20 protein-coding genes and 1 pseudogene are annotated in these 25,056 nt (G+C 43.1%); 8 read left to right on the top strand and 13 right to left on the bottom strand.

Going from position 1 to position 25,056, the window contains the following annotated elements; all coding sequences use genetic code 11:
* Nucleotides 1-19: 19 nt before the first annotated feature.
* From GQR42_RS15245 to pdxA, 3 genes are all read right to left on the bottom strand, one after another.
* Complete coding sequence (locus GQR42_RS15245) at nucleotides 20-3,349, bottom strand: helicase-related protein (RefSeq protein ID WP_158200602.1); 3,330 nt, start codon at nucleotides 3,347-3,349, stop codon at nucleotides 20-22.
* A 65-nt stretch (nucleotides 3,350-3,414) separates the two neighbouring features.
* Nucleotides 3,415-4,779 (bottom strand): NAD-dependent succinate-semialdehyde dehydrogenase, encoded by a 1,365-nt coding sequence (locus GQR42_RS15240; protein WP_158200601.1) that lies wholly within the window; start codon nucleotides 4,777-4,779, stop codon nucleotides 3,415-3,417.
* Between the two features lie 24 nt (nucleotides 4,780-4,803).
* Nucleotides 4,804-5,832, bottom strand: a complete 1,029-nt coding sequence (gene pdxA, locus GQR42_RS15235; RefSeq protein ID WP_158200600.1) for a 4-hydroxythreonine-4-phosphate dehydrogenase PdxA — start codon at nucleotides 5,830-5,832, stop codon at nucleotides 4,804-4,806.
* Between the two features lie 191 nt (nucleotides 5,833-6,023).
* On the opposite strand from pdxA, the gene corA reads away from it, so the two are divergent.
* On the top strand, nucleotides 6,024-7,181 hold the full coding sequence (corA, locus tag GQR42_RS15230) for a magnesium/cobalt transporter CorA (protein ID WP_158200599.1): 1,158 nt from the start codon (nucleotides 6,024-6,026) through the stop codon (nucleotides 7,179-7,181).
* Between the two features lie 243 nt (nucleotides 7,182-7,424).
* Here the strand turns inward: corA and GQR42_RS15225 are convergent, their stop codons facing one another.
* The 3 genes from GQR42_RS15225 to GQR42_RS15215 form a co-directional block, all read right to left on the bottom strand.
* Nucleotides 7,425-9,080 carry a CHAT domain-containing protein gene (locus GQR42_RS15225; protein ID WP_158200598.1) on the bottom strand — a complete coding sequence of 552 codons (1,656 nt, stop codon included), beginning with the start codon at nucleotides 9,078-9,080 and terminating at the stop codon, nucleotides 7,425-7,427.
* Nucleotides 9,081-9,143: 63 nt separating this feature from the next.
* A complete protein-coding gene (gene holA / locus GQR42_RS15220; protein ID WP_158200597.1) occupies nucleotides 9,144-10,127 on the bottom strand; it encodes a DNA polymerase III subunit delta in 984 nt (327 codons plus the stop codon).
* Nucleotides 10,128-10,165: 38 nt separating this feature from the next.
* Nucleotides 10,166-10,360, bottom strand: coding sequence for a hypothetical protein (locus GQR42_RS15215; RefSeq protein WP_233271022.1), 195 nt, complete (start codon nucleotides 10,358-10,360; stop codon nucleotides 10,166-10,168).
* Nucleotides 10,361-10,710: 350 nt separating this feature from the next.
* On the opposite strand from GQR42_RS15215, the gene GQR42_RS15210 reads away from it, so the two are divergent.
* Nucleotides 10,711-11,532 carry a Ycf66 family protein gene (locus GQR42_RS15210; RefSeq protein ID WP_158200595.1) on the top strand — a complete coding sequence of 274 codons (822 nt, stop codon included), beginning with the start codon at nucleotides 10,711-10,713 and terminating at the stop codon, nucleotides 11,530-11,532.
* Nucleotides 11,533-11,606: 74 nt separating this feature from the next.
* Here GQR42_RS15210 and GQR42_RS15205 read toward each other — a convergent pair whose 3' ends face one another.
* Nucleotides 11,607-14,930 (bottom strand): AAA-like domain-containing protein, encoded by a 3,324-nt coding sequence (locus GQR42_RS15205; RefSeq protein ID WP_158200594.1) that lies wholly within the window; start codon nucleotides 14,928-14,930, stop codon nucleotides 11,607-11,609.
* A gap of 114 nt (nucleotides 14,931-15,044) precedes the next feature.
* On the opposite strand from GQR42_RS15205, the gene GQR42_RS15200 reads away from it, so the two are divergent.
* Together GQR42_RS15200 and GQR42_RS15195 are read left to right on the top strand one after the other, a co-directional pair.
* The gene (locus tag GQR42_RS15200; RefSeq protein ID WP_158200593.1) at nucleotides 15,045-15,401 is read left to right on the top strand and encodes a hypothetical protein; all 357 of its coding nucleotides are present in this window, start codon (nucleotides 15,045-15,047) and stop codon (nucleotides 15,399-15,401) included.
* Between the two features lie 118 nt (nucleotides 15,402-15,519).
* Nucleotides 15,520-15,756 (top strand): hypothetical protein, encoded by a 237-nt coding sequence (locus GQR42_RS15195; protein ID WP_158200592.1) that lies wholly within the window; start codon nucleotides 15,520-15,522, stop codon nucleotides 15,754-15,756.
* A gap of 65 nt (nucleotides 15,757-15,821) precedes the next feature.
* Here the strand turns inward: GQR42_RS15195 and GQR42_RS15190 are convergent, their stop codons facing one another.
* A complete protein-coding gene (locus tag GQR42_RS15190) occupies nucleotides 15,822-16,745 on the bottom strand; it encodes a lysylphosphatidylglycerol synthase domain-containing protein (RefSeq protein ID WP_158200591.1) in 924 nt (307 codons plus the stop codon).
* Between the two features lie 38 nt (nucleotides 16,746-16,783).
* On the opposite strand from GQR42_RS15190, the gene GQR42_RS15185 reads away from it, so the two are divergent.
* Nucleotides 16,784-17,287, top strand: coding sequence for a hypothetical protein (locus tag GQR42_RS15185; RefSeq protein ID WP_158200590.1), 504 nt, complete (start codon nucleotides 16,784-16,786; stop codon nucleotides 17,285-17,287).
* A gap of 37 nt (nucleotides 17,288-17,324) precedes the next feature.
* Here GQR42_RS15185 and GQR42_RS15180 read toward each other — a convergent pair whose 3' ends face one another.
* Nucleotides 17,325-18,200 carry a hypothetical protein gene (locus GQR42_RS15180; protein WP_158200589.1) on the bottom strand — a complete coding sequence of 292 codons (876 nt, stop codon included), beginning with the start codon at nucleotides 18,198-18,200 and terminating at the stop codon, nucleotides 17,325-17,327.
* 823 nt (nucleotides 18,201-19,023) lie between these two features.
* Between GQR42_RS15180 and GQR42_RS15175 the strand changes: the two genes are divergently transcribed.
* Nucleotides 19,024-19,824, top strand: a complete 801-nt coding sequence (locus GQR42_RS15175; protein WP_158200588.1) for a tetratricopeptide repeat protein — start codon at nucleotides 19,024-19,026, stop codon at nucleotides 19,822-19,824.
* On the opposite strand, the gene GQR42_RS27825 is transcribed toward GQR42_RS15175, so the two are convergent.
* Both GQR42_RS27825 and GQR42_RS15170 read right to left on the bottom strand, forming a co-directional pair.
* On the bottom strand, nucleotides 19,818-19,988 hold the full coding sequence (locus tag GQR42_RS27825; RefSeq protein ID WP_199273196.1) for a hypothetical protein: 171 nt from the start codon (nucleotides 19,986-19,988) through the stop codon (nucleotides 19,818-19,820). The two genes, GQR42_RS15175 and GQR42_RS27825, sit on opposite strands and share 7 nt — an antisense overlap.
* A 447-nt stretch (nucleotides 19,989-20,435) precedes the next feature.
* Nucleotides 20,436-20,855: a YraN family protein gene (locus GQR42_RS15170; RefSeq protein ID WP_158200587.1), complete on the bottom strand. Its 420-nt coding sequence runs from the start codon at nucleotides 20,853-20,855 to the stop codon at nucleotides 20,436-20,438.
* Between the two features lie 275 nt (nucleotides 20,856-21,130).
* Between GQR42_RS15170 and GQR42_RS15165 the strand changes: the two genes are divergently transcribed.
* Nucleotides 21,131-21,658 carry an IS110 family transposase gene (locus GQR42_RS15165; RefSeq protein ID WP_199273195.1) on the top strand — a complete coding sequence of 176 codons (528 nt, stop codon included), beginning with the start codon at nucleotides 21,131-21,133 and terminating at the stop codon, nucleotides 21,656-21,658.
* Here GQR42_RS15165 and GQR42_RS15160 read toward each other — a convergent pair.
* Nucleotides 21,588-22,579, bottom strand: a pseudogene (locus GQR42_RS15160) (IS5 family transposase); the annotation flags it as partial. The gene GQR42_RS15165 and the pseudogene GQR42_RS15160 sit on opposite strands and share 71 nt — an antisense overlap.
* A gap of 493 nt (nucleotides 22,580-23,072) precedes the next feature.
* On the opposite strand from GQR42_RS15160, the gene hisB reads away from it, so the two are divergent.
* Nucleotides 23,073-23,702: an imidazoleglycerol-phosphate dehydratase HisB gene (gene hisB / locus GQR42_RS15155; RefSeq protein ID WP_002756684.1), complete on the top strand. Its 630-nt coding sequence runs from the start codon at nucleotides 23,073-23,075 to the stop codon at nucleotides 23,700-23,702.
* 30 nt (nucleotides 23,703-23,732) lie between these two features.
* On the opposite strand, the gene thrC is transcribed toward hisB, so the two are convergent.
* On the bottom strand, nucleotides 23,733-24,842 hold the full coding sequence (gene thrC / locus GQR42_RS15150; protein ID WP_158200586.1) for a threonine synthase: 1,110 nt from the start codon (nucleotides 24,840-24,842) through the stop codon (nucleotides 23,733-23,735).
* Between the last annotated feature and the right edge of the window lie 214 nt (nucleotides 24,843-25,056).

The following is a 25,056-nucleotide window of genomic DNA, read 5'->3' as shown; positions in this document are numbered from 1 at the left end:
CCCCGTTGATAAGGGGGAGTTAAGAAGGTTGAAATAAACCCAAGGAACAGATAATCTGGGGTTCTTGATTTGTTTCTTCCTCGTGAACAATACAGAGACGGTCATCTTGATACAAAGATACTACCAAATCGGCCAACTGTTGGTCAGAGATACCAGTTCTTAAACAACGATTTAAGCGATCGAGAGCGGACTGTCTGAGGGGATAATGATAGAGTTGAGCGATTGCTTGATTAAAAACCTCTGGGGGAAAAAGATTATCGCTGCTATCTTGAGCATATCTTTTTAAGCGCTGATAGGTTTTAAATTTTGCCCCCGTCATTCGTCCGAGATGTCCCCCGGAATGGGTTTCCTCCTCCGCAATTAATTCTGTACCTTTTTGTACTAACTGATGGTGTTGGGGATGGAGAGGAATCGGGGGAGTTTGGGGATGACAGGCAGCGGAACGTAAAATAGTTAGTTGGGATTGAGTCACACTATTTCCCTGTGTATCAATCCATGCTAAAGCATCATTTCCTCCGGCAGTTTTTAGATAAACCATGACTCCCTCTGGATGGGTTGCTGTGGGGGTATGGCAACGGGTGGAATAAACCACCGCCGGCAGATTCTCTATGGTATGTTTTAAACTAGGGTCAACTTCGATCGCATTTTTCCAAATTTGATACGCTTCCGAAGTTAAATCCACTTCTTGATCCTCATCCTCATCGATAACCTCAGATTTTTCATGATACAGATCTAATAAAGTCTGGTTATCCATCTCCTCCTCAAAAAATATCTCATCGGTCCCCACCACTTCCGCATTCTCTCGCAGTCTTTGAGATAGTCTCGTCCGTAGTTTAATAATTCTCTCCACTCCCTCCGCAGGTAAAAAGGAATAACAGAGAACCTGACTTGCTTTTTGACCGATTCTATCTACCCTTCCGGCCCGTTGAATGAGACGAATAATTGCCCAGGGCAAGTCATAATTAACGATAATGGCACAATCCTGTAAATTTAACCCTTCACTGAGGATATCCGTCGCAACTAGGACTCGTATTTCTTCCTCCACTTGCTGAGAATTGCTGCGGGGACTAAAACGATGGACCATTTCCGCAGGATTCAGAGATTTTCCCGTCACTCCCGCAATCTTATCCACTCCCCGATTTTGCAACTGAGTAACTAAATAAGTCACCGTGTCTGCAAATTGACTAAAAATTAACACCTTTTCTTGGGGATGATTTTCCTGTAACAGCTGCCATAACTTCTCTAGCTTTTCGTCGGTCTCTGGCTGCCAGGTCCCACAGGTGTGCAATAACGCTATTAAAATCAAAGCATCGGATTGTAAGTCTTTTTTCAGCGCGGGTTCAAACACCTCGGTTTTAATCCACTGAAAGCGCTTGCGATAATCACTGACATACTTTTGATACACTTGTTCGGCTCTTTTTTGATACTCTTTTTCTAACCCGGTTATCCCCCCAGTGTCCTCGGTTTCTATACTGTCTTCTTCTCCATGAGTGACTAAATCCTCATCCAGATAACGAGTGTCTAACAAAGCTAGATCCTGACTCCCGATGGGAAGGGGTAAATTATTGGCCATGGCATGAAGGAAAATATAGTTGCGGAGAATATGACGGTCAAGGGATTGTAGGAAAGCATACCCCCCACTCTCCAAACGTTTAAATAAATTCGTCCGACAAAATCCCATTAATCTTTTACCCGCGCGGGAGAGACTTTTTAAGATAGTTTCCTCCTCTCCTGTCCCTTTACATCCTTTAATCAGATAATTTCCCAATCCGTAACGGGGTAACTTCAATCCGTTGAGAGTTATCACCACTGCTTCCGAATATAAACGCGCATAAACCGAGTCTTGTAGGTCAAACTTGATTGTCTTTAGTTGTCGTTGGGGAAGATATACCCTCGACCCATCGGCAAATTTTAGATACTTGCGACCCTGTTCGTCTTCTGTAGCATAATTATTTTTGATAAAACCGCGAGTCCGTCTAATCAAATAGAGACGCATTAAGTCTCTCCAGTCGTCGGGAGAGTCACTTTTTTCAAAGGCAGCTAGGGACCTAACCGGAGATTGGTGTCTGCGATTAAATTCGATTTCTCCTCCCAGAGATTCCAGTAGTCTTTCGGGACGAATTCCGAGATTAGTATCCTCTTGAATGAATAAACGCAGTTGATTGGACAGGTCAAGATAGTTTTTATTGTAGGGAGTCGCAGTCAAGAGAATACAGCGACTTTCATTGGTGTTAATGTACTCCTGTATCACCCGATAACGTTTACCCTCCCGATTACGCAGGTTATGACTTTCATCGATAATTACCACTCGATAGCGCCGCAGATTAGGCAATTCCTGCATCACCTGACTTAAGGGGATAATTTTCGCTCTTAATTTATATTTATGGCTGTAATCCTCCCACATAGTTAGGAGGTTTTTCGGACAAATAATTAAGATTTCTAAATCGTAGTCTTCCTGCAAAATATATGCTAGAATGGAAGCGATGCGCGTTTTTCCTAACCCCACCACGTCGCCAATTAAAACCCCACCGCGTCTTTGCACATAACGAGCGGCAATTTTAATGGCCGATTTCTGAAAATCTAGTAAGTCTTGATCAAACTGTCGGGGAATTTTGTATTCTGCTAAACCGGCTCTCGCTTCAAAGGAAAGATGGTAAGCTATTTTTAAATAGATATGATAGGGAGGAATCAGACTTTCCCTGGCCCAACTTTGGTTAATTACCTCGACAATATCCGCAGAAATATCTAAAGACCAAGTATCTGACCAACGATCATTAAACCACTTTTGTAATTTGGCACAAGCATCGTGGTCAAGGACATCAATATTTAATTCTCCCTGTTGTTGTAATCCCGCAAAAGTTAGATTACTGCTACCTAAAAATCCCACCATTGGATTATTGACATCATCTCGATGAATAAGGTATAATTTAGCATGGAGATTATAGCGCAAAAATAGGCGAATTACTAGCTTACCCGCTTGGATTTGTTGACCCAAACGTTGCAAAGCTGCCTGATCGCGATTGCTAGGATTCCCCCAAGTTAATTGCTGGCAAAAATCCTGAACAATTTGTTTTTTTAAACGAGCGGAAGTTGCCTTATCTATACCATTTAATCTAGGCAATAAAGACAGGGATTGCTGTAGTAATTCCTGGGGTGCTTTCTGCATACCAATCAGGAGACGACAACAGGACAAATCACCACCGAGAAAGTGATCAATATAGGTGTCTATGGACTGCCAACCGCGCAAATTAAAATAACCCACGCAAAAATCAGCGCGTTGGGCTGCTAATAAACTTTCCTGTAAAATTGGCAATAAATGGGACTCAATATTATCAAAAATGCGCGGCATATTTTTAATTGGTTATGGGGGTGGGTTACGCGTTGCTAACCCACCCTACTGATAACTGAATTTATTTACTTAATCCAAACAGTTTTAACATTAACAAATTCGCGAATACCTTCCACACTTAATTCCCGTCCAAAACCGGAACGTTTAATCCCCCCAAAGGGTAAGCGAGGATCGGATTTAACCATACCGTTAATAAACACACAACCGGCCTCAATTTCGCTAATTAAACGCTCAATTTCTTCGGGGTTATTCGTCCAGGCACTAGAACCCAAACCAAAGGGACTATCATTAGCTAAAGCGATCGCTTCCTCGATATTTTTGACTCGAAATAGTAAAGCCACCGGTCCAAAAAATTCCTCTTTTTCCCCCGGAGAACCAGCAGGAATATCGGTTAAAATCGTCGGTAGATAGAAGTTACCTTTTCCCTCTAAACGTTGACCCCCTACAAGGATTTTACCACCCATAGCGACGGTTTTTTCCACTTGGGCGGCAATTTCCGAGACGATCGATACCGTGGCCAAAGGACCAATATCAACAGTTTCATCGAGAGGATCACCAACTTTTAAAGCTTGAAATTTAGCCACCAATAACTGTTCAAATTGATCAGCGACAGTTTCCATAACAATAAACCGTTTAGCGGCGATACAAGTCTGACCATTATTTAACAATCGCGCTGTCACTGCCGTAGCCGCTGCCGCCTCGATATCGGCAGTATCTAAAACGATAAAAGGATCACTACCTCCCAACTCCAAAACCACTTTTTTGATCTGTTTTCCGGCGGCGGCTGCTAAACTAATCCCCGCTGGTTCACTACCGGTTAAAGTGGCGGCTTTTACCCGTTCATCGTTAATTAAATCACTAACGTGATCAGCCCCGATCAAAAGAGTTTGAAAAGCACCTTCGGGAAAACCAGCTTCTAATAAAATTCTTTCCACCGCTAAAGCTGATTGGGGGACATTAGAAGCGTGTTTGAGTAGGCCGACATTTCCCGCCATTAAAGCGGGGGCAGCAAAGCGAAATACTTGCCATAAAGGGAAATTCCAGGGCATAACCGCTAAAATTACCCCTAAAGGTTGATAACGGACAAAACTGCGACTAGCATCGGTGGCAATCAACACATCTTCCAGATAACCGGCGGCATGATCGGCATAAAAACGACAAACCAAGGCACATTTGAGGACTTCTGCGATCGCTGATTTGATTGGTTTCCCCATTTCTAAAGTCATGGTTTTAGCCAATGTCACCTGATCCCGTTCCAAAATATCCGCCGCTTGCCGTAACCACTGTCCCCGTTCACTGATGGCGGTGCGGCGATACTGCTGAAAAGTCGCGTCAGCTAGGGCTAATTTCGCCGCCAATTCCTCCGAGGTTAGAGGGGTAAAAGTCTTGAGAATTTCTCCCGTGGCAGGGTTAACTGAAGCGATACCCATATCCCAATTGTCTCCTATCGAGGGCTATATCTCTAGTTTAGTTCTCCGGTTGTCCCGCTGCTGACATAATTCGATCGCTAATTGGATCGCCGCTTGCATACTCTGGGCCCTGGCGATGCCAAGACCGGCGATATCAAAAGCCGTGCCGTGGTCTGGAGAGGTGCGAACAAAAGGTAAACCGATGGTAGTGTTAACAGCACAGTCAAAAGCCATTAATTTGACGGGAATTAAGCCCTGATCGTGGTATAATGCCAGATATGCGTCGGCGGGTTGCCCTGCACCGCTAAACCAAGCGCGTCCCGGTTCCACCCAAAGGGTATCGGGGGGGACAAGGCCGATTAATTGGGTTTGCGGGTATTTTTGTCCCATTGAGTCCAACCAAGGCTGTAACCAGTCCTTTTCTTCCCTTCCCAGTTTTCCCGCTTCGCCACTGTGGGGATTAAGGCCAGATATGGCGATTTTTGGGCGATCGATGCCGAAATCTAGCTTTAAAGACTCGATCAATAGGTCTAGTTTTCGGGTCATCAGATCGGGGTTAAGAGCATCGGGAACTTCTCGCAGGGGGATGTGGGTAGTGGCGAGGAGAGTGCGTAAGTTATAGCCGGTGTGAGGGGATTTAGCGACGAATAGCATCCCATAACGGTTAATTCCCGCCATGGTAGCTAAAACCTCCGTTTGACCGGGGAAATCATAACCGGCCAACTGCCAAGAGGATTTAGCGATCGGACCGGTGACAATACCATCAAATTCGCCCTTGAGGGTGCGTTTTATGGCTTCTTGCAGGTAAAGAAAGCTAATTTCGCCACTATGGGCATCCCCACGCCCGCAAACGATTTTTTCTTGATTGTAGGGCAAATCGATCAGAGAAAAGCGATCGAGAAGATGGGGATCGTGATAGGCTTTTTCGAGAAGCGTTCTTGTCCCGATTAGAGTAATCTGACAACCGGACGAGATTGAGGAATCGGCGATCGCTTTTAACACCACTTCAGGGCCGATTCCGGCGGGATCACCGACGGGGATAACTAGACGGGGAATAAAAGAGGCGGATTCCATAAATTTTGGCCGTCAATATTGCTAATTCTCCCGATTAATCTCATCGTTGACAATTATCAGGAGGGAATAAATCAGTAAACAATTTTCAGTTTACTGTAATCTCATGGCGATAGATAGTAACTTTAGGCAAATTAAATTTTTTAACTTTTCTGTTTTCTTATTGCCCAAATTAGCCAGATTGTTGTAAGCTTATGACCCAACTACAACCGGATATATTTGTTAACAGCCGTCCCGATACCGATGGAGACGAGGAAGAAGACTACTTCGATTATTTTTATGATGAACCGGGTAGTGAACCGGGGACATTAATTATCGAACCAGATGCCAAACCCTCGCGGATTATTTTAATCGACTACGATGAAGATAACGCCATTCGCAAGATGGATATTACCCCCAATGCTTGCGCCCCCTATATTGGCACAAATACCGTGTCTTGGATGGATATTCAAGGGTTAGGGAGTGAGACGGTTTTAAAACAAGTAGGGGAAATTTTTAATCTGCATCCTTTGTTATTAGAAGATGTGGTTAATGTGCCGCAGCGTCCCAAGTTAGAAGATTATAACAATCAATTGTTAGTGATTTCTCAGATGGTGCGACTGAAAGAAGATGAAAGCGGTTTTGATACAGAACAGGTGAGTTTTGTCTTGGGAAAACGCTATCTTTTAAGTTTTCAAGAGGAGGAATTACAGGACTGTTTTGAGATAGTCAGAGATCGAATTCGCACTTCCCAGGGACGAGTACGGAAATCGGGGGCGGATTATTTAACCTATTTATTATTAGATACGATTATCGATGGTTATTTTCCCGTGGTAGAACACTACGAAGATCGGATTGAAGCGTTGGAAGATATGATCATTAGTAATCCCGATCGAGATACAATGCAGGAAATCTATGATGTCCGTCGGGAATTATTGGCACTGCGTCGCTTAATTTGGCCGATGCGAAATGTCCTACATCTACTGATGCGTGACCATCATGGTATAGTCAGCGATGAAGTACAAATTTATTTTCGTGATTCCTACGACCACGTCATTCAAATTCTGGAAATTATCGAAGCTTATCGAGAATTAGCGGCGAGTTTGATGGATGTTTATATGTCCACTATGGGCAATAAATTAAACGAAATTATGAAGTTTTTAACCGTAATTTCGACGATTTTTATTCCCTTAACTTTTATCGTTGGTGTCTATGGCATGAACTTCGATAATATGCCAGAATTAAAAGGAGAATGGAGTTATTTCATTGTCTGGTTAGTCATGTTAGCCGTAGCGGGGGGCTTGATTTTCTACTTCTGGCGCAAAGGTTGGTTTAAACCAATTTATTCCCTGAAAGAGGAAGCAAAAAGTTAGTTAACGAAGGCAGGAGTCAGTTATCAGTTATCAGTTATCAGTTATCAGTTATCAGTTATCAGTTATCAGTTATCAGTTATCAGTTATCAGTTATCAGTTCACTGTTTACTGTTTACTGTTTACTGAAAAGCTCCCCACTTCCCCATCACCCCATCACCCCATCACCCCACACCCCACACCCCACACCCCACACCCCACACCCCACACCCTGCCCCGACGACAAACTTTTTCGACAAACCCTAATTATTCCACTACAAATGCGAGGATTTGGCCTTGGTGACTGCCGAAGCGAATCTGTAAACCGGACTCGAGGGGAACTTCTTGGTTATGAACCTGCTTCCAGTGGCCATCTTGGTAGATAAAAGTACCAAAACGGGAGAAATCTTCGAGAAAGTATTGATAGTCTGGATGCTCGGCATTTTTGCGGCAAATTATCCGACAATGGTTTTTACTAACCCATTTTTCAGCAATCTGTAGATCATTTTCCCTGTCCCGTCCTATATTCATGCCACCACCACGGATTGACCATTTTCTTTCGGGACGATCAAGATAGTATAAGAAAGCGGCGGGCATGGTTCCAGAAATACTGGGCATAACCGTCGGTGATTGGGTCTCATCAAAGGTTTGCAGCAATTGCCCGTCGAATTCCGGGTGCATATAGAGGATCGGCAAAGTCCAAGCGGGCTGATTGTACTTGTAGAGGGTTAATAACTGCTGCCGGGCGATGCGAACGGCCTGATCGATAGGGACTCTCGGACTGGGAAGCAACTTAGACATCTGCGCTTCTTTATCTTTGAAACCGAGGAGGCTGCGGGTAAAAACCTCGATAAAACTCAAGGCCTCTCGATCGGCGATCGCATCTCGCATAGCCAAAACTGCGGGAACGCCGTGGTGAATCAAGACTTCCGCCAGACTGCTGCGGGGGATCATCTCCTGACCCGATTTAGCGGGATAAGCACCCCAACAGGCATTAAAAACCGTTAAAATGACCTGATTTCTCACCAAAGCTTGGGCTAACTCCGTCCCATTTAGCTGTTCCCCCGTCCGCAGAAATAGGGAACCGCCATTGGGGGCGGCCATTCCGTGACCGGCGTAGAAAAAAGCTTGATATTTACCCGTATCCAAGGCCCTGGTCAGTTCTTCGGCCTGCGGTCGAATTAAGGTATCGACTTTGACTTTCACTCCCCAATTCTGGAGGAAACTACTGCCCCCAGGGGAGATAGCCTGGATGAGATTGGCGGCCTCGGATTCCAGTGCCTGGTCGGAATTAGTTTCTTCACCCGTATTAATGGCGGTGAAGTTGAGGGAACTAGCCGCGGTTTTAATCTGTTTTTCGCCGATAACTAAGAGAATATTGAGACTATTACTCGATTTTATCGGTGGCAGTGGGTCCACATCGCTGGTGGTGCGGCTAAAGAGTATATTCGGATGCAGAGATATGGCCTGTTTACCTGCTTGCTGCATAATTTCCCAGGGCAGCAGAATTAAATGGGGATTGCGACATTCCAAGCGAATTCGCAGGGGCTGATTTTTGCCGAGGGCGATTCCCTGACTTTGGGCGAAACTTTGACTAATTGATGCTTGAAATAACCATTGCCAGAGACTAATACCTAGTTTCTGCATCAATTGACCGCTATAACTGCCGCCTTCTCCCGCAAGAGTCAGTTTAGGTCGAGAATTTGCTTCTAATTGCTCTAACATCGGCAAGGTCGGCATTTTTTCCAGACAGAACATTTCCTGCCATGCCATCCATTCCCTGGTTAGACTCTCGGTCCATTCACAGTCATGATGCACATATCCCCCCGGTAGGGGTGCTTTCGTCACCCAACGGGCGAAATTATTACTCGTGGCTAAACTAGAGATGGCTAAATTTAGACTAGGGATGGCATCATCGGTCATTGTGGCTATTGAGAAGTCTATAGAATCTTATTCTAGAGGATTTCTGAACAGCAAGGAAGGGTATTAAGTCACCAATAAACAACAAAGTTCAATAATTTTTGTTTGCAAAGTTGCCAAAGGTTCTGCACCCCGTTTGAGACGATATTCTAATTCGAGAAGTATGGGCAAGGTGGCCAGAAGTTGCTTAGAAGAAAAGGATTGTATCTCTTTGCGAATGAAATACAGTCGCTTGGGATTGGCAATTTCGGCGGCAGCGGCGATATTTTTCTCGTCTTTTTCTCCTTCTTCAATTTTTAATTTTACTATTGCCCAAGTGCGAAATTGACCCCCTAGGGTGGCGGTGATCCCCAAGGGGTTCTCGTTGCGATTTAATAATTCATTAACTAATTCGAGGGCCTTGCCTGTCTCCCGTTTTAAAATAGCACTGGCTAACTGTAGGCTGCTTTGATTGCTGGCATTGACTAGGCTTAAAATGTCCTTTTTGTCAATAGTTCCCGCCGAATTATTTTTAAATAAACGCAGTTTTTCTAACTCCATCCACAGCAAGCGGCTGTTATTTCCCACCGCTTCCGCTAAGAGTTCGATCGCATCGGGGGTTAATTTTACTCCCACTTCTTTGGCAATTTCCCTAACTCTTTGGGCAATTTCCTCGACTTTCCAAGGCGGAATTAGTTCAAATTCTTTAACCTCCGCCTGATTTTGGATAAACTTGCTCGATTTTAAGCGGGAGTCGGGTTTTTTGGCACTGGTTAATAACAGATAGGAATTTTCGGGTAAATTGGGTAAAGTGCGCTGTAATTCCTGGAAAATATCCTCGGAACATTGTTGACAAATAACCGTATCGGCTAACCAAACTAAACGATTTCCCAGTCCGAAAACTGGAGTCATCGCTTGATTAAGGGCCTCGATAATTGCCTCATTGCGATCGCCGTTGATTTTATCATAATTAAACTGTATCCAATTGGGATCGAGAAGTTTGGCTTGCAGATTTTTCACCGCTTGGTTAATCGCAAATTCATCTTCTCCCCAATAAAATATTGTCGGCATAAGTTTCTAATTATAGCAGTTATCTTGAGTTGTTACTATTACCCATTTTGCCAAATTTTTACAGTTTTGTCAGCAATACCAATAATTAAATATTTACCATCGGCACTAATTACTAAAGATAACAGGTTCTTCGTTACTTGGTATGGTTCGATAGGGTGGCATAAATCGACTAAATCTTTATCTGGCAAGGGATTTAATTGATTAGTTCGCTCTAGATCGAAAACAATTGACAAAAATCGCCAAATGTCTTTCTCTATAAGAGTTTCATTTCTTGTAACCCTGTCTGTTGCATAAGACAAACCGAAGAACCAGATAACAGTTTGTCTGTGTGTTCATCAAGGGTTCCTAATTTCTCTTTGCTTGTTAAAGACCAAAACTTAATCGTTTGCTCCCAAAGCTTGTTTAATCTCACCAGCAGAAGCATAAGAGGATAAACCAAGAATTTCCTAATATTAACTATGGCTATTCATAAACACAGGTAAAGACGATCTGACTCGATAATTTCCCAAATTAATCAAAAAATAGACTCGATCGACCCCAAATAACGCACAATAAAAAAGGAAATGTCAAAGGAGAATCGCAAATGTTGCCCTATATCCTAGCGATCGTGGTGGGATTAAGTAGTCTCTACCTCCTCACCACCGCTTTTATCGCCCCCGATCGCCACCGTCAAGATGATTTTCTCTGGAGTGCGGTAGGATTATTCTATGCCCTTGTCCTCTGGTTGTGCGCGGGAAGGATTACAGGCGCGATCCTCCTGGGACAAGCTGCCGCAGCCATATTATTTATTGCTTTTGCGTGGCAAACTCTCAAACTCAGACAAGCACTTTTTTATCCCGACAAACCGGTTAAATTATTTACTATTGTCGGTTGGTTAGGTAATCGTCTCGGTAAAGTTACTCCCTCTCAATCCCCTAAAACTAAAGCTAAAGCTGAGAAAGTAGCGGCAAAAGTTAAAGAAACGGTTAAAGAAACGGTTGCTCCCGTTGTCGAAAAAGCGGCAGCTATCGGGGAAACTATTACAGAATCAGTGACAGAAATTGGGGAAAAAGCTCAAGAAACGGTTGCTCCCGTTGTCGAAAAAGCGGCAGCTATCGGGGAAACTATTACAGAATCAGTGACAGAAATTGGGGAAAAAGCTGAAGAAATTATTGATGATGGGGAAACTTTCGATGATTTCAATGATTTTGATTTGGCAATAGAAGATATCAACCCCTCCGAAAATCCCTCAGAAATTCCCCCGACTGAACCTGTCGCAAATGTTGAAGTCGAAACTATTGCTGTTAGCGAAACGGTGATGATTGAAGTTACCGGGGAAGATTTGCCCCAAGGGGAAATTATCGGAAAAGATACTCCCCCAGAAACTCGATCACCAAAGCAAGAAAATCCCCCCCCATCGGATTAAAATTTAAGATTATTTAGCGGGTGGTATCCCCCACCCACTGAAACCAAGTTGACAATATGACTTGAAGCATTAATTTAATTCGATGGTTTTATTTTCCTAGTACACAGGGATAGAGCTTCTCGTTTTTCGGGACTATTTCCGAGATAATCTTCTAACCAAAGACAACCTCGATCAAGCAATTTTTGTAAATAATTATATTCTGTTTCTAAGGGCCATCGATGCTTTTGACCGTCCCTAGCAATAATCACAATCTCTTGACCATCAGGACTAAAAGTAATCCCATAGACGATATCTTCTTCTATTTTAAACTCCGATCGCAAATTTCCGTCCATGTCCCAGCGTCTAGCTGTACCATCCCTTGAAATAGCGGCGATTTTTTCACCATCGGGACTAAAACTAACTCCATAAACGGGAAAAGAATCGGTTTTAATCTCCTCGAAAAGATTACCCTGCAAATCCCAAATTTTAATCTTTCCCCTAGCAGCGGTAGCAATTTTTTGATCATCGGGAGAAAACACCAAATCATAGATAATATGATCATCAACTGTCCAAGAATTAATTAATTGAGGTGGATGATTACTTAAATGCCAGTATTGAACTTTTCCCTCGCTTGTTCCCGTGATTATTGCTGTTCCCTCTCTATTAAAAGCAAGACTATAAATCGGTACTTGACTAGCAGTAAATTCTTGAAGCATTGTTCCTTTTTGACTCCAGATTTGTACTTTTCCATTTCTTCCTGTAATCGCTATCTGATTACTATCGGGATGAAAAGCTATACTATAGATTGAGCGCATTTTTGTGGCAAATTCTCTAATTTTTTTTCCCTGGGAATCGAGTAAAGTAATTTGACCATCTTTATTAGCAATAGCGATAATATTGCCCTGGGAATTAATGCTAACACTGGTATTATCGACCCTAGTTTGATTTAAATTGTTCAGTTGCCAAATTTTAGCCGTTTCATCACTCGATCCAGTTACCACCTCTTTTCCATCTTGACTAAATACAGCAGTAAAAACTGATTCTTGATGTCCTCTGAGAGTAGTTATTTCTTCTCCTTGCAGTCCCCAAATTTTAGCACTACCGTCACTAGATGCGGTAATTATAAACTGGCCATCAGGACTAAAATTAACACTGTTGACAAAATCTTGATGTCCCCGGAAAGTAGCTATTAAATTTCCCTGTAAATCCCAGATTTTAGCAGTTTTATCGGCCGCTGCCCCGGCAATTTTTTGACCGTCGGGACTAAAATTAACACCATAAAAAGCCCCAATATTATCTTGACCTAAACTCAAGATAATTTTACCTGATAAATCCCAGATTTTAATCGTACCATCCCGGGAAGCGGTGGCAATTTTTTGACCATCGGGACTAAAACTAGCTGCATCTATCGATCTTTTATGTCCCTTAAATACCTGTAAAGTTTGACCTGATAAATTCCATAATCTAGCGGTTTTATCCCTGGAAGTAGTCACAATTTTTTGACCATCGGGACTAAAATTAACACTATAAACTGATTCTTGATGGTCAGGATAGGTGACTAAATTTTGTCCTTGTAAGTTCCAAATTTTGGCGGTTTTATCTTCGGAAGCAGTAGCGATTTTTTGACCATCGGGACTAAAACTAACACTATAAACTGCTCCCTGATGACCTGTCAAAGTTTGAATATTCTCACCTTTTTGATTCCAAATTTTTACCGTCCCATCTTGAGAAGCAGTGGCGATTTTTTGACCATCGGGACTAATACTAACACTATAAATAGTTCCCTGGTGTCCTTGCAGTTGGTTTTTTTCTTGAATGCGATCTAAAATTTGTTGCAGGGTAATAATTGGACTGGTGGCAGGATATTTACTCAAGGGTTGCCCATCAGTAACGATATTTTTTAAACTATTTACTGCTTGCATGGCCGCAATTAAAGATTCTAGTTGTTCAAATTGAAATTGTTGCCAATAACTATCACCCTTACGCTGTAATTGAATACCTATTTGAGCGGTTTCTACTTGCTGCCACGCTTGTTTTACCTGAATAAAAGCTAAGAGAGAACCCAAGAGAGAAGCAATTAAAATTACTGAGCCAATTTGAATTCTTTTCGTGGCTTTTTGGTGAGCAATTGCTAGAATTTTATTAGCTTGTCTCTGAGTTTCTAGGCTAATTTCTGCCTCTCTTTTATCGAGATTTTGACTAGCAGTTAAAAACTGATAATCAAGATTACTTAAGCTTTTTCCCTGAGACCAATCGAGAGCATTATTTAAAGCTTTTCCGCGTAAAAGCCGCGATTCATCGGTATAATTAGACTGTTGCCAAGCGGCGATCGCTTCTGAGTAGGGACGCAATTGCTCCAATTGTTTTTCCACCCAATTGAGATTAAATATTTCTCGATAAATAGGATTATAAACTACTAATTGATTATCTTTTTTTACCACTAATCCCGATAACCTTAATTCCCCTTGTTCTGGACTATCATCGCACAGAATCGCCCCCTTTTCTAAAATTTGTTGATAGATGCCTAACAAACGACCCGCTTTGTCTTGATTTCTTAACAAGCGATCGGCAATAGTTCGCAGATGAACCGGTTCATCTTGAGATTCCCAATTATTAATAATTTTCTCTTTGATCAGCGTCTCAATATCTAAATTACTTTCCAGCAATAGCTGACAGATTTTCTGGGTTAAAAATGGCTGTCCTCCCGTCCAAAAAATAACTTTTTCTAACCAGTCGGGTTGATAATTACTTTGACTAGATAATCCTGCGGCTAAAGGAGCAGTTTCTGCCAGATTAAATCCTGTTAATTCGATCGCCTGGCCGATATTAAAAGATGTTTGGGTCTTTTCGCGAATTAAATCTGCTGGGGTAGCCACACCGAATAAAGCGAAAGTAATTCTTTCATACTGGGCATTTTCCGCCCTTTGGTTATAACAATAACGAATCAGGGAAAAAAAGTCATCTAGAGAAAACTGTAAACTGAGAATTTTATCGATCTCGTCGATAAAAATATATATTTTCTCTCCCCGACAATAAACTAATAAAACTTCCTCAATAAATTGTCCCAAACGCTGCACGGGGGGTAAATCCTCTCGCTCGCGCAACCAGAATTTAAGATTAATTTTTCCCGTCAGATTAAATCCTAAAAACAAACGGGTAATCACCCCGTTATACCATTGGGATAAATTATCATTACTGCCAAGACTGGTTATATCTACCGCCGCGCAATCCCTGCCCGATTGCTGTAAGATATGAGTCACTCGTACCCTTAAACTGGATTTGCCCATCTGACGACAGTTGAAAACGTAGCAAAATTGACCATTTTTTAACGCCGTTAACAGTTCTCGATCGGCATTTCTCTCGATATAGGTAGGATGGTTATAGGCAAGACTACCCCCGACACGATATTGATAATTCATGATTCTTAAACAAAGTTATTTTAATGTCACCAACGGAAATAAAATAGACAATTGTGATTTATATATCTATAATGCAAGGATAATCGCTATTGACAACCTATCCGCAAGGCAATTATGAAGAAAACTTTTTTCACCTCCATCGCCGTTAGTGCCACCCTCGTCAGTGGTATTGTTTTAGGTACTCTTGATGCTGGCAGTGCCTCCGCTTGTGCTTTCGCTAAAGGTAAAAGCATTTTTGGCAGCAATACCACCTTCCATCTGGATCCTAACAAACTTATTTTAGGGGTTGCCGCCGCTACAGGAGCAATCACCGTAGCCGGTGTTTTAACCTACCGTCGTTTTCACCCCGGGCAGCCTCCTGAAGATGCCGCTGCTAACCTGCCGTCGGTATTTCCTATCCCCATTCCCCCCGCAGCTTTAAACGCGGCAGTGGAGGCGGAAGAAGCGGCAGAAACCTGCAAAATCTCCTAAAAATCCGCTAGATTTCCTGAAAAAAGGTGTTGGCATCCCCGCAGCTTTCCAGCCAGGCAACACCTTTTTTCTGGCTAATTGTGTCCCAGTTATCAGAATTTCCAGCCATTTTTAAGTTATGTTAAAAAGTGCAACCCTACCACCAGAGGTAAAGATGGGCAACTCCACCACATTTTCTGACACCCCACTTCACAAAGATCATCACACTTGGGAGCATTTAAAACAAGCCATCGCCGCTAGTTCCGGTTTTCGGCGTTGGCAGCAAGAACAACTAGAATTAGGTAAAAATAGAGACGATGCTGATGCTCGCATTTGTTCCTATCTACGGGAAACTTTAGAAACTTTAGCCTACTAGATTGATGCTCCCCAGCTATGACGGCATGGGGACTTTTTTTGTCCGTTTAAGCTAATTTGAAGACCTTATTTTCTGCGCGCTTCATAACCTAATAACCAGACAAAAGCGACAATTAAAGGCAGGAAATAATAAATAGCTCGATAGGCGATTAGAGAACCTAAAAGCTCGGCATTAGATACATATTCGGGGCGTAATCTCAGCATGATAAACTCAAAAACACCTATTCCCCCCGGCACATTGCTTAATACCCCTGCCGTCATGGCAAATACATAGAGACCGAAAAATCCTAAAAACGAAGTATTATAGTTGCCCGGGAGAAGAAGATATAGAACTCTAGCGGCTAATATCCAATCAATAAAAGTCAACAAAATCAAAGCCAGGGAAAGGATCCAAGAGGGTAAATAGATATTTTCTTTACCGATTCTTATCGGTTTTTTATAGGTGAGAGTCAAGAAAAAATAGCCCGTAACTAGCAATAAAAAAATTACTCCTAAAGGTTTGGTAGTTAAAAAAGGTAATTTTAAAAGTTGAGGAATCCTTTGGGGATCGAGGAGGAAACTTACACCACCAATGCCTAACATTCCTAGCCAAAAGCTTAAATGGGTAAAAGTAATAACTTTGGCAATATCCACCACCCCCACCCCCGCAGGAGTATAGAAACGATAACGAATCGCTGTCCCAGAAAATAAGGTTAAACCAATGGTATTACCAAGGGCATAACTGATAAAAGCAGTGCGGATAATAGTGCCTAAAGCTAAGGGATGATTGATATAATAAAAACCTAGGCGATCATAACCCGTCATCGATAAATAACCCAAAGCCATCCAAAAAATAGCTTCTAGCTTACGACTTGTGGTAATATGATTTAAACTAGCCAAGAGTTGGGCAAAAGTGTAGTGTTTAAATTCTTGACTAATTGCCCAGACCGCTAGAATAAATAAACTCAAAGACAGGATAATCGGAGCAAAACGCAGGATTTTTTTATACATCTTATTTTTTACTAATTACTTTTGACTAATTAAAATTCATGAAAAAATCAAAGCTAGATTTAGCAAAACATTTAAATCGATCTCAAAAAAGGAAATATAATAAATTCCTGATCCCCTCCTTATATTTAACAATTATTCTGGGTTTATCTTATCTAGTTTACCTCAATCTTCCTTGGTCCTTCCATCTTTTCATGCGTTGGGTGACTAAAGGGGGTGATTTAGACAAAATTCCTGCCAAATTTTATGCAGAACTTAATCAATTGTGTTTGAGGGCAGATAGTGCGGGGGAAGTAAAAACGAGAAACTATACAGAAAATACAGAAATTGCCGAATCTCTTGGTACCTTTAAATGTACTTTAGTTAATGGTGGTCAAGAATGGTTAATAGAAGATTATAAATCTTTTAATTCTGCCGATGAAGCGATTTTAGGCACTCAGTTAGCGGTTTTTATCACCGAGATTTTAGGAACGGATTATAGTTATAACATTCGCGCTTATATTCCTAATACTAAGTATCAAATAGCTCCCAAAACCAAGTTCTAGACTAGGGATGGGTTTCTCACCCATCCTTAGAAAAAAATTAGTTTTCCGATACGGGTTTGGGTCGGGAAGGCCGAGGGATAGGGGATTGTCCGGGGGTAAAAGGTCGCTTTTCTCCTTCCCCTTCAGGTCGAGAATATCTATCGACCGAGGGATGACGATTTTTATCAAAAGGCTTTTTAAAACCTCCCTTACCCATCGGTTTTTTCTTGCTGGCAAAACCGAGGTCTAAACCTTCCAAAATGGTTAAGGCATCCCCTTTAAGTTGTACCTGAAAATCCCAAAAACGACTGACCGGTTTACCTGGTAAAGTGCCGCGCAATTTTAGTTTAAAAAACTTGGGTTTCTCCGCTTCAGTTTTGGGCATTTGTCGGATTTTGACCACTACCGCTTGATTTTCCCGTTCGGTAAAGATAACTTCACCTCGAATCGAGAAATAACCCGGGGTAGAAGCGAGGAGAGGCTCTATCTCTGGATCATCTTCCTTCTTTTTCAGGGTTTCTGGTTCCCAAACACCGACAATCTGAACATGAAGGGCATCATTTTCCTGACGGGTGCGCGGATAAACTACCCAAAGATGGGGTTTTTCCAGATCGAGATGATTTTTAACCAAACTGATTACCCGACCGAGAATCACAGAATCGATCAGAGTACCATCGGCAGTTAAAATATTGCCTTTAGTTAATTGTTCCTCCGATCGCTGATAATGGCCATAGACGAGACCGATCGCCCGATACTGCCGCAGATGACTGGGAGGGGGGATCGGTTGTTGACGTTTGACTTCTTCGGGGGTGGCTGACTCTACGGCTAAGTCAGCCTCAGTAGGGGGGGACTCAAGGGGGACTTCCTGAAGTGGAACTTCAGGAGTCGGGGGGGTTTTCGGTGATTCGGTAAACCGATTCCCAGGACGATTCATATCACACTCCTAGCGGCGGAGACACATAGTAAATTAGTAATCAAGCAAGTCAAAAGCGCGATCTGGCGGGTTGCAATAACCCTCTAGGGCGAATCTACTGGCATCTAATATATTAAGAACCATGATCTTCTGACTGTCAACCCAGTCAAAACCCTTTTGAGTCTTGACCGTTTGCCCATTCTACTCATTGACACTCCCGTCGCACTCAAGCGAGGGATTCTTGGTTCAACGAGTCCACTTAAACTAGATACCTTGCGTTATCCAACCCAGAGGTGGTTCTCACGCCTGTGCATTACTTTTCGTATACCCTACGATAGTTGTATTTCTACAAAGTTTGCTTGAATTGAAACGTTAGCTCCAAATACTGCTTTGTCTAGTTCCTGCAAAGATTTTACATCACGAGCGGGTGAGAAACTAGAACTATTGAGTAGAACCCCATATCTTTAATTGTCAAGGTGCAGAGGTTGTAGTGATTAGACTACTTATGTTTTTAAAGCGGTTAATTACCCTATCCGCTATACTCATATAGTAGCTATTTAGCCTGAGTAGGTCAAGACCCTTAAAAGAAGAAGGTCATTCGAGATTTTTTCAGGAGACTGGACGCTTATTTTTAATCGTGCTTCGTGTCACTGAGCCTTGACATTGAGCCTGTCGAAATGCGTCGAAGTGCTGCTTTATATTGGCTGGGGTTTCATCCCGTCGCGCTCATGCGAGGGTCTTCACCCCGACATTTGAGATAAAGAGCGGCGAATTCGAGCGCTCCCCTCATCAAATCTCCAGATTTCTATAACATTTTCTTGTCTGTCCCCTCGCACCCCAGTCTATGAAAACCTCTCTCTCTAACCGTCGTTGGCTGTCCATCGGTCTCATCCTGATGTTATTTGCTTTGCTGTCTTTCTCGATCATGCCGCTATTGACTTCTATTCTCCAGAGTCAGCACTCCTCGGGCCAGAGTCATCTGTCCGCAGTGGAACAAGAGAAATTAGCCAGTCAAGCGCTCGGTTATCAGATGGTTTTAGAGCGTGAACCCGATAATCAGGCGGCTTTGCGGGGATTATTAGATATTCGCCTACAGCAGGGCGATTTAAGGCAAGCGATCGAACCTTTAGAAAAATTAGCGCAACTTAACCCCCAACAATCCGATTATCTACTACTTTTGGCAGAAGCGAAACGGCAAATAGAGGATTATGCAGGAGCCACAGGCAGTTATCGCGCCCTTTTAGCTTCCCATCCCCAAGATCTCCGGGCCCTAACTGGATTGACTAATTTATTTCTCAGCCAAAACCGCTCTATCGAGGCGATTAGTTTGGTCAAAGACACGATTGAGCGCGCTTTAAAAGCTGCTGCCGATCCCAATAATCCTGCTAGTTTAATCGATATCGTTGCCGTTCAGTTACTTTTAGGCAAAATCTATTTCGAGCAGCAAAATTATCCGGAAGCTTTAAACGCCTATAAACAAGCTCAACAAATGGATGTTAACGATTTCCGACCGATTTTAGCGACAGCGATCGTACTGAAAGAACAGGGCAAAAATCAAGAGGCTCAACCCCTCTTTCAAGAGGCTCTCAGTCTCGCTCCTTTTGCCTACAGACAGGAGATTCAGTCCCTAATCAGTAATCAGTAATCAGTGATCAGGAGTCGGAAGTCAGGAGAATCGGGTGATAGGGTGATAGGGTTTTGGGGTGATAGGGTGATGAGACAGCTTCCCCACTTCCCCAATTCATAATTCCCACTTCCCCCACTTCCCCCACTTCCCCACTTCCCCCACTTCCCCAATTCATAATTCATAATTCATAATTCATAATTCCCATAGTTTTGTAACGGCAATTTTTACTAAAAATCAATAAATGTAAACTTTAATCACAAGCTCGATCGAGTCCCGACAAAGGTGTTATATTAAAAACATAAGGCACAAAGGAAGCGACTCAACTTCCTTCCGGGCAAAAAGACCTAGAGCCTGTGCCACCTGCTCTAGATCAACGCAACAGCTAAATCGGACGCAGATTCTCAAAGTTTGTAAAGTAAAGTATGGTTTCACCTCTGTCGCTCAAGATAGGACGGATAGAGTGAGCCGTAATCAGCACCTGAGTCGGTAAACTGAGAAATCTTGATGGTTGACAGATAGACTGTTGTGGGTTCTGTAAACCTCTATTGTATTGAGTCCGTTAATTTTTTAGGAGTCCATATCGTTTGTACAGGATAAAGCCCGCCTCCCTAGGCGGGCATATTGTGTTTTTAGAAAACTGCCACGAGATATTCCTGTAACTGCAATTGATAACCTTGCCGTAGCTGACAGGGATAATCAAGGGAAAACTCAGGTAAAGCTAATAGAGAACTTTTTTGACAACTAACTAACGCCACATCGAAGCGACAGGTTAAATCGGACCATTGGGGATAAAAGGCGAGAAATATCTGGGCAGCTTGGTAAATTTTCTCTTGTTTACGGTCATTGATCGCTAATTTGCCCCCTAAATCCCAATTGCCAGCACTGCGGGTTTTCACCTCGACAAAAGCGAGAATCGCCTGAGATTTAGATAAGACGATTAAATCGATTTCACCGCCACGACTACGCCAACGACGCTGGAGGATATGCCATTGCTGTAATTGCAACCAATCCGCCACCAAATTTTCGCCCAATTCCCCCACGGTTGTCATATTCAGTTATCAGCTCCTGAAGGACGCTACGCGCCCTAAAAAGAAAAAGAGAAACTAGGGACAAGCCCTGATCTTATAAATCTGGAAGTATCCTGAACTCAAACCGGAGTAACAATGGTGTCATTAGACCCGATTATCAGCTAGGTCCCTAGGAAAGAGGAAAAAAGAATTGGCGAGACGAGGATTAACTCGTGAACCCGTGGTCGAGAATCAAGTAAAAAACCCTGCCTAGAACCAGGGTACTTCCCCGATCATAACTCGAAGCCAACAAAGCCATGACCAAATCCCGAAACAAGTCTTCCAAAACCCAAAGTAGTGACCAGAAGTTAAACATCATTAATGCCAAGGCGGCGGGAATTGACCTGGGAGCCAGAGAACATTGGGTCTGTGTCCCCCAACAATTGTGTCAGGAGAATACCAGGAGTTTTGGTTGTACCACTCCCGATTTGCTATTGTTAGCCGATTGGTTAGAAGATTGTGGTATCACCAGTGTGGCGATGGAATCCACGGGAGTTGAATGGATTCCCCTGTTTCAAATCTTAAGTGAACGCCAGTTCCAAGTCTTTCTCGTCAACGCCAAAAGCGTCAAAAATGTCCCCGGGAGAAAAAGCGATGTGCTTGACTGTCAGTGGTTACAACAATTGCACAGTTATGGTTTGTTGGCTCCCTCTTTTGTTCCCGAAGGAGAAATAGTAGTTCTGAGGAGTTATTTAGGGCTTGCTGAAAAAGTTATATGTAACCATCAATACAGCTTGCTGAGAATTTTGCCCCAAATTCTACGGGGTTTCCAGCTTTTACTCTGACTATCGGACGGATGTGGGGTTGAGTTAAGCTGACAACTCTGTCTTCAATACTCTGTTTGTTATTTTGGTACATCCAGAGTTGTTGGCGAGCAACTTCTGTGACTACTAACAACAGTTTATAGTCTCTTTTTTTCAAGCTTTGTAGAGAGGCTCCTTCTGCTAAAAGTTGTTCAATATGGTCGAGATTTCTTTTCAGATATTGCCGTTGTTTTTTCAGGGAACCTATTGTCTTTGTTTGACGGTAGGTTTTCTTTTTTTCGCTACTTCTCAATAACTTTTTCTGGCTAGGAGACGATAGGTTCTCGGTTTGTGAACAAGTTTTCCTTTTAAAGTTTCATAGAGAATATCAATAATTTTTTCGGTTTGTTTTCTTCCTTGATTTAACAGGTTTAAATCCGTAGGATAACTAATATCTGCGGGGGCACAACTTGCATCTAAAATTAATTTGCCTAGATTTTCGGGTTGACTTTTGGTTTCACTTTCTAACTTTTTTGCGGGGTTTTCTTCTCCCTTTATTTATCTCGCATTTTTAACCATAAAGCGATCCACTTTATTAATTATTTCCCGAGGGATTCTTTCTCGAAAGTGAACCAACATTGACGCTTCAAACGGGGGGTGATTACTGTAAGCTGAAAACCCCAAGAAGTATTGTAAATAAGGATTTTCCTTGATTTGTTCTACCGTTTCTCTATCGCTTGTTCCTAATTTTTTTTTAATAATTAAGGCTCCCAATGCTATCCAAAATGTTTGGGCGGGTGCGCCCATTTCTTCTGAAAAAAGTAATGGGTATTCCGCCTCAAATTCTGACCAGGGAATGAGGTTGGCCATAATTACCCAACGATTGTCTTGGGATAATTTCCCCTCAAAGGGCAGCTGGAAGTTTTCCGGTGGGGTTGAAGGTAACTCGCTTTTACGGTACATTAGCACTAATGAGAGAAGATGCAGGGGTGATGCAAGGGTTTTGAGCGATTAAGCGCAGATTTAAGTGCATTTGGGAAGCTCTCAATCAAGCTAAAAGCCCTTTCCTGTAAGGTTTTTAGATTTATTCAGCAGACCCTACTTAGGGTGATCAGCAAACCCCCGCAGCGCGGAGGGCGCAGGTTCCAGGCGCCCCGACAGTAACGGATTTTGTCCACAATGTAGGGGCGAACTGCGTTCGCCCAAAAGGTACATTATCAAAGCGCAAGTCCCTTACTGTTTACAAGGGCCGAATCTAAAACCTAATTTGTTAAGCTAAGTAGGGAGGCACAATTATTTGTAGGATGGGTTAGCGCACTTCGTAACATGAGCGGGCGTTGGGTTTCATGCTTCAACCCAACCTACGTTCTTTTCAGTGATCAGTGATCAGATGTGAGTTTTAAGTTCACTGATTACTGAAAAAACTCTCATCTCCCTAGTTCATATTTTTACTCAAATGATTTCCACTTCCCAAATCCCCGATTCTTTTGTCTCACCTTGCCGTCGCGCCTCCGTTAGTCGTACTACCAAAGAAACCGATGTAGAGGTGACGATCGATCTTGATGGTAGCGGCAATTGTCGCGCCCAGACAGGAATTCCCTTTCTCGATCATATGTTGCAGCAAATCGCCTCCCACGCTGCGATCGATCTCGATGTACGCGCCACCGGAGATCTAGAAATTGATGACCATCACACCAATGAAGACGTGGGAATCACCCTTGGACAAGCTTTACTGCAAGCTTTGGGGGACAAAAAAGGGATCGTCCGTTTCGGGCATTTTGTCGCCCCTCTCGATGAAGCTTTAGTACAAGTTGCCCTCGATTTTTCCGGTCGCCCCCACCTCAGTTATGGTCTAGAAATTCCCACCCAAAGAGTGGGAACCTACGATACTCAGCTAGTGCGGGAATTTTTCGTTGCTTTGGTCAATCACAGTCAAATGACCCTACATATTCGCCAATTAGACGGGATTAATTCCCATCATATTATTGAGGCTACTTTTAAAGCTTTTGCCCGGGCGATGAGTATGGCCATAGCGATCGATCCCCGTCGTGCCGGTATAATTCCTAGTTCTAAGGGAGTTTTATAGAAGCACTGCTTAACCCGAATTGACGTTAGCTTAGAAGCCCATAATTTGAGCCACTTGGGTTAATTCGGGCGCAACCCCAGATTTTAGTTGATTATTGCTGTGTTTTACCGCCGAATCTGGGTCTTTTAGTCCATTTCCCGTTAAAACACACACTACGGTGGCCCCATCGGGAACCTGTTGATGCACTTTTAATAATCCTGCCACAGAAGCGGCGCTGGCTGGTTCACAGAAAACCCCCTCTTGGCCCCCTAAAATCCGATAGGCTGCCAATATTTCCTCATCGCTGACCGCGTGAAATTGCCCTTGACTAGCGTGACTAGCAGCCCAGGCTTTTTCCCAGTTAGCGGGGTTGCCGATACGGATAGCCGTGGCTAGGGTTTCGGGATGGTCAACCGGTTGTTTGGAGATAAAAGGGGCGGCCCCGGCGGCCTGAAAACCGATCATCTTCGGCAGTCGTTCACATTTACCTATCTGGTGATACTGACAGAATCCCATCCAATAGGCGCTAATATTGCCCGCGTTACCCACGGGAATACATAACCAGTCGGGGGCATTACCCAAGACATCGACAATCTCGAAAGCTGCCGTTTTTTGACCCTCTAAACGGTAAGGATTGACGGAATTGACTAAAGTTACGGGATAATTTTCTGATAGTTGGCGGACAATCTTCAGGGCATCATCAAAGTTGCCATTGATAGCGATGACTTCCGCCCCGTACAATAAAGCTTGGGCTAATTTTCCTAAGGCCACATAACCGTCGGGGATAATCACAAAGGCCCGCATCCGGGCCCTTCTTGCATAGGCTGCCGCCGCCGCCGAGGTGTTCCCGGTACTGGCACAAATCACCGCTTTTGCCCCTTCTTCTTTAGCTTTCGAGATGGCCATGGTCATGCCCCGGTCTTTAAAGCTGCCGGTGGGATTTAAACCATCATATTTGACAAAAACCTTGACATCGCGCCCGATTTGTGCTGAGAGATAGGGGGCGGGGATCAGAGGTGTATTGCCTTCTAGAAGTGTAATTACAGGGGTTTTACTGCTTACGGGCAGAAATTGGCGATATTCTTCGATCAAACCGCGCCAGCCGCCGATAGACGAGGATTTAGTGGGTGATTGGGGGATCGATCGAGAAATAATTGTCATAGCCTTAAGGATACAGATTTGATTAGATGGCCCAGTCTCCTATTTTATCCAATAAGCAGTCCAAAAAATTAATCTCGATCGCCCTATTGGGATTCATGGGAGTTAAAACAGGGATGCGGGGAGACAACAGGCAGTAACAGCCAATAAATGACCTTTTTGGTCAAAAAATAGCTATTATATCGCTAAAAATCTGATTGTTTGCCCTTTTTGTCTT

Source organism: Microcystis aeruginosa FD4 (assembly GCF_009792235.1).
GTDB classification, from domain to species: Bacteria; Cyanobacteriota; Cyanobacteriia; order Cyanobacteriales; family Microcystaceae; genus Microcystis; species Microcystis viridis.
This window is presented reverse-complemented; position numbering and strand designations above follow the sequence as displayed.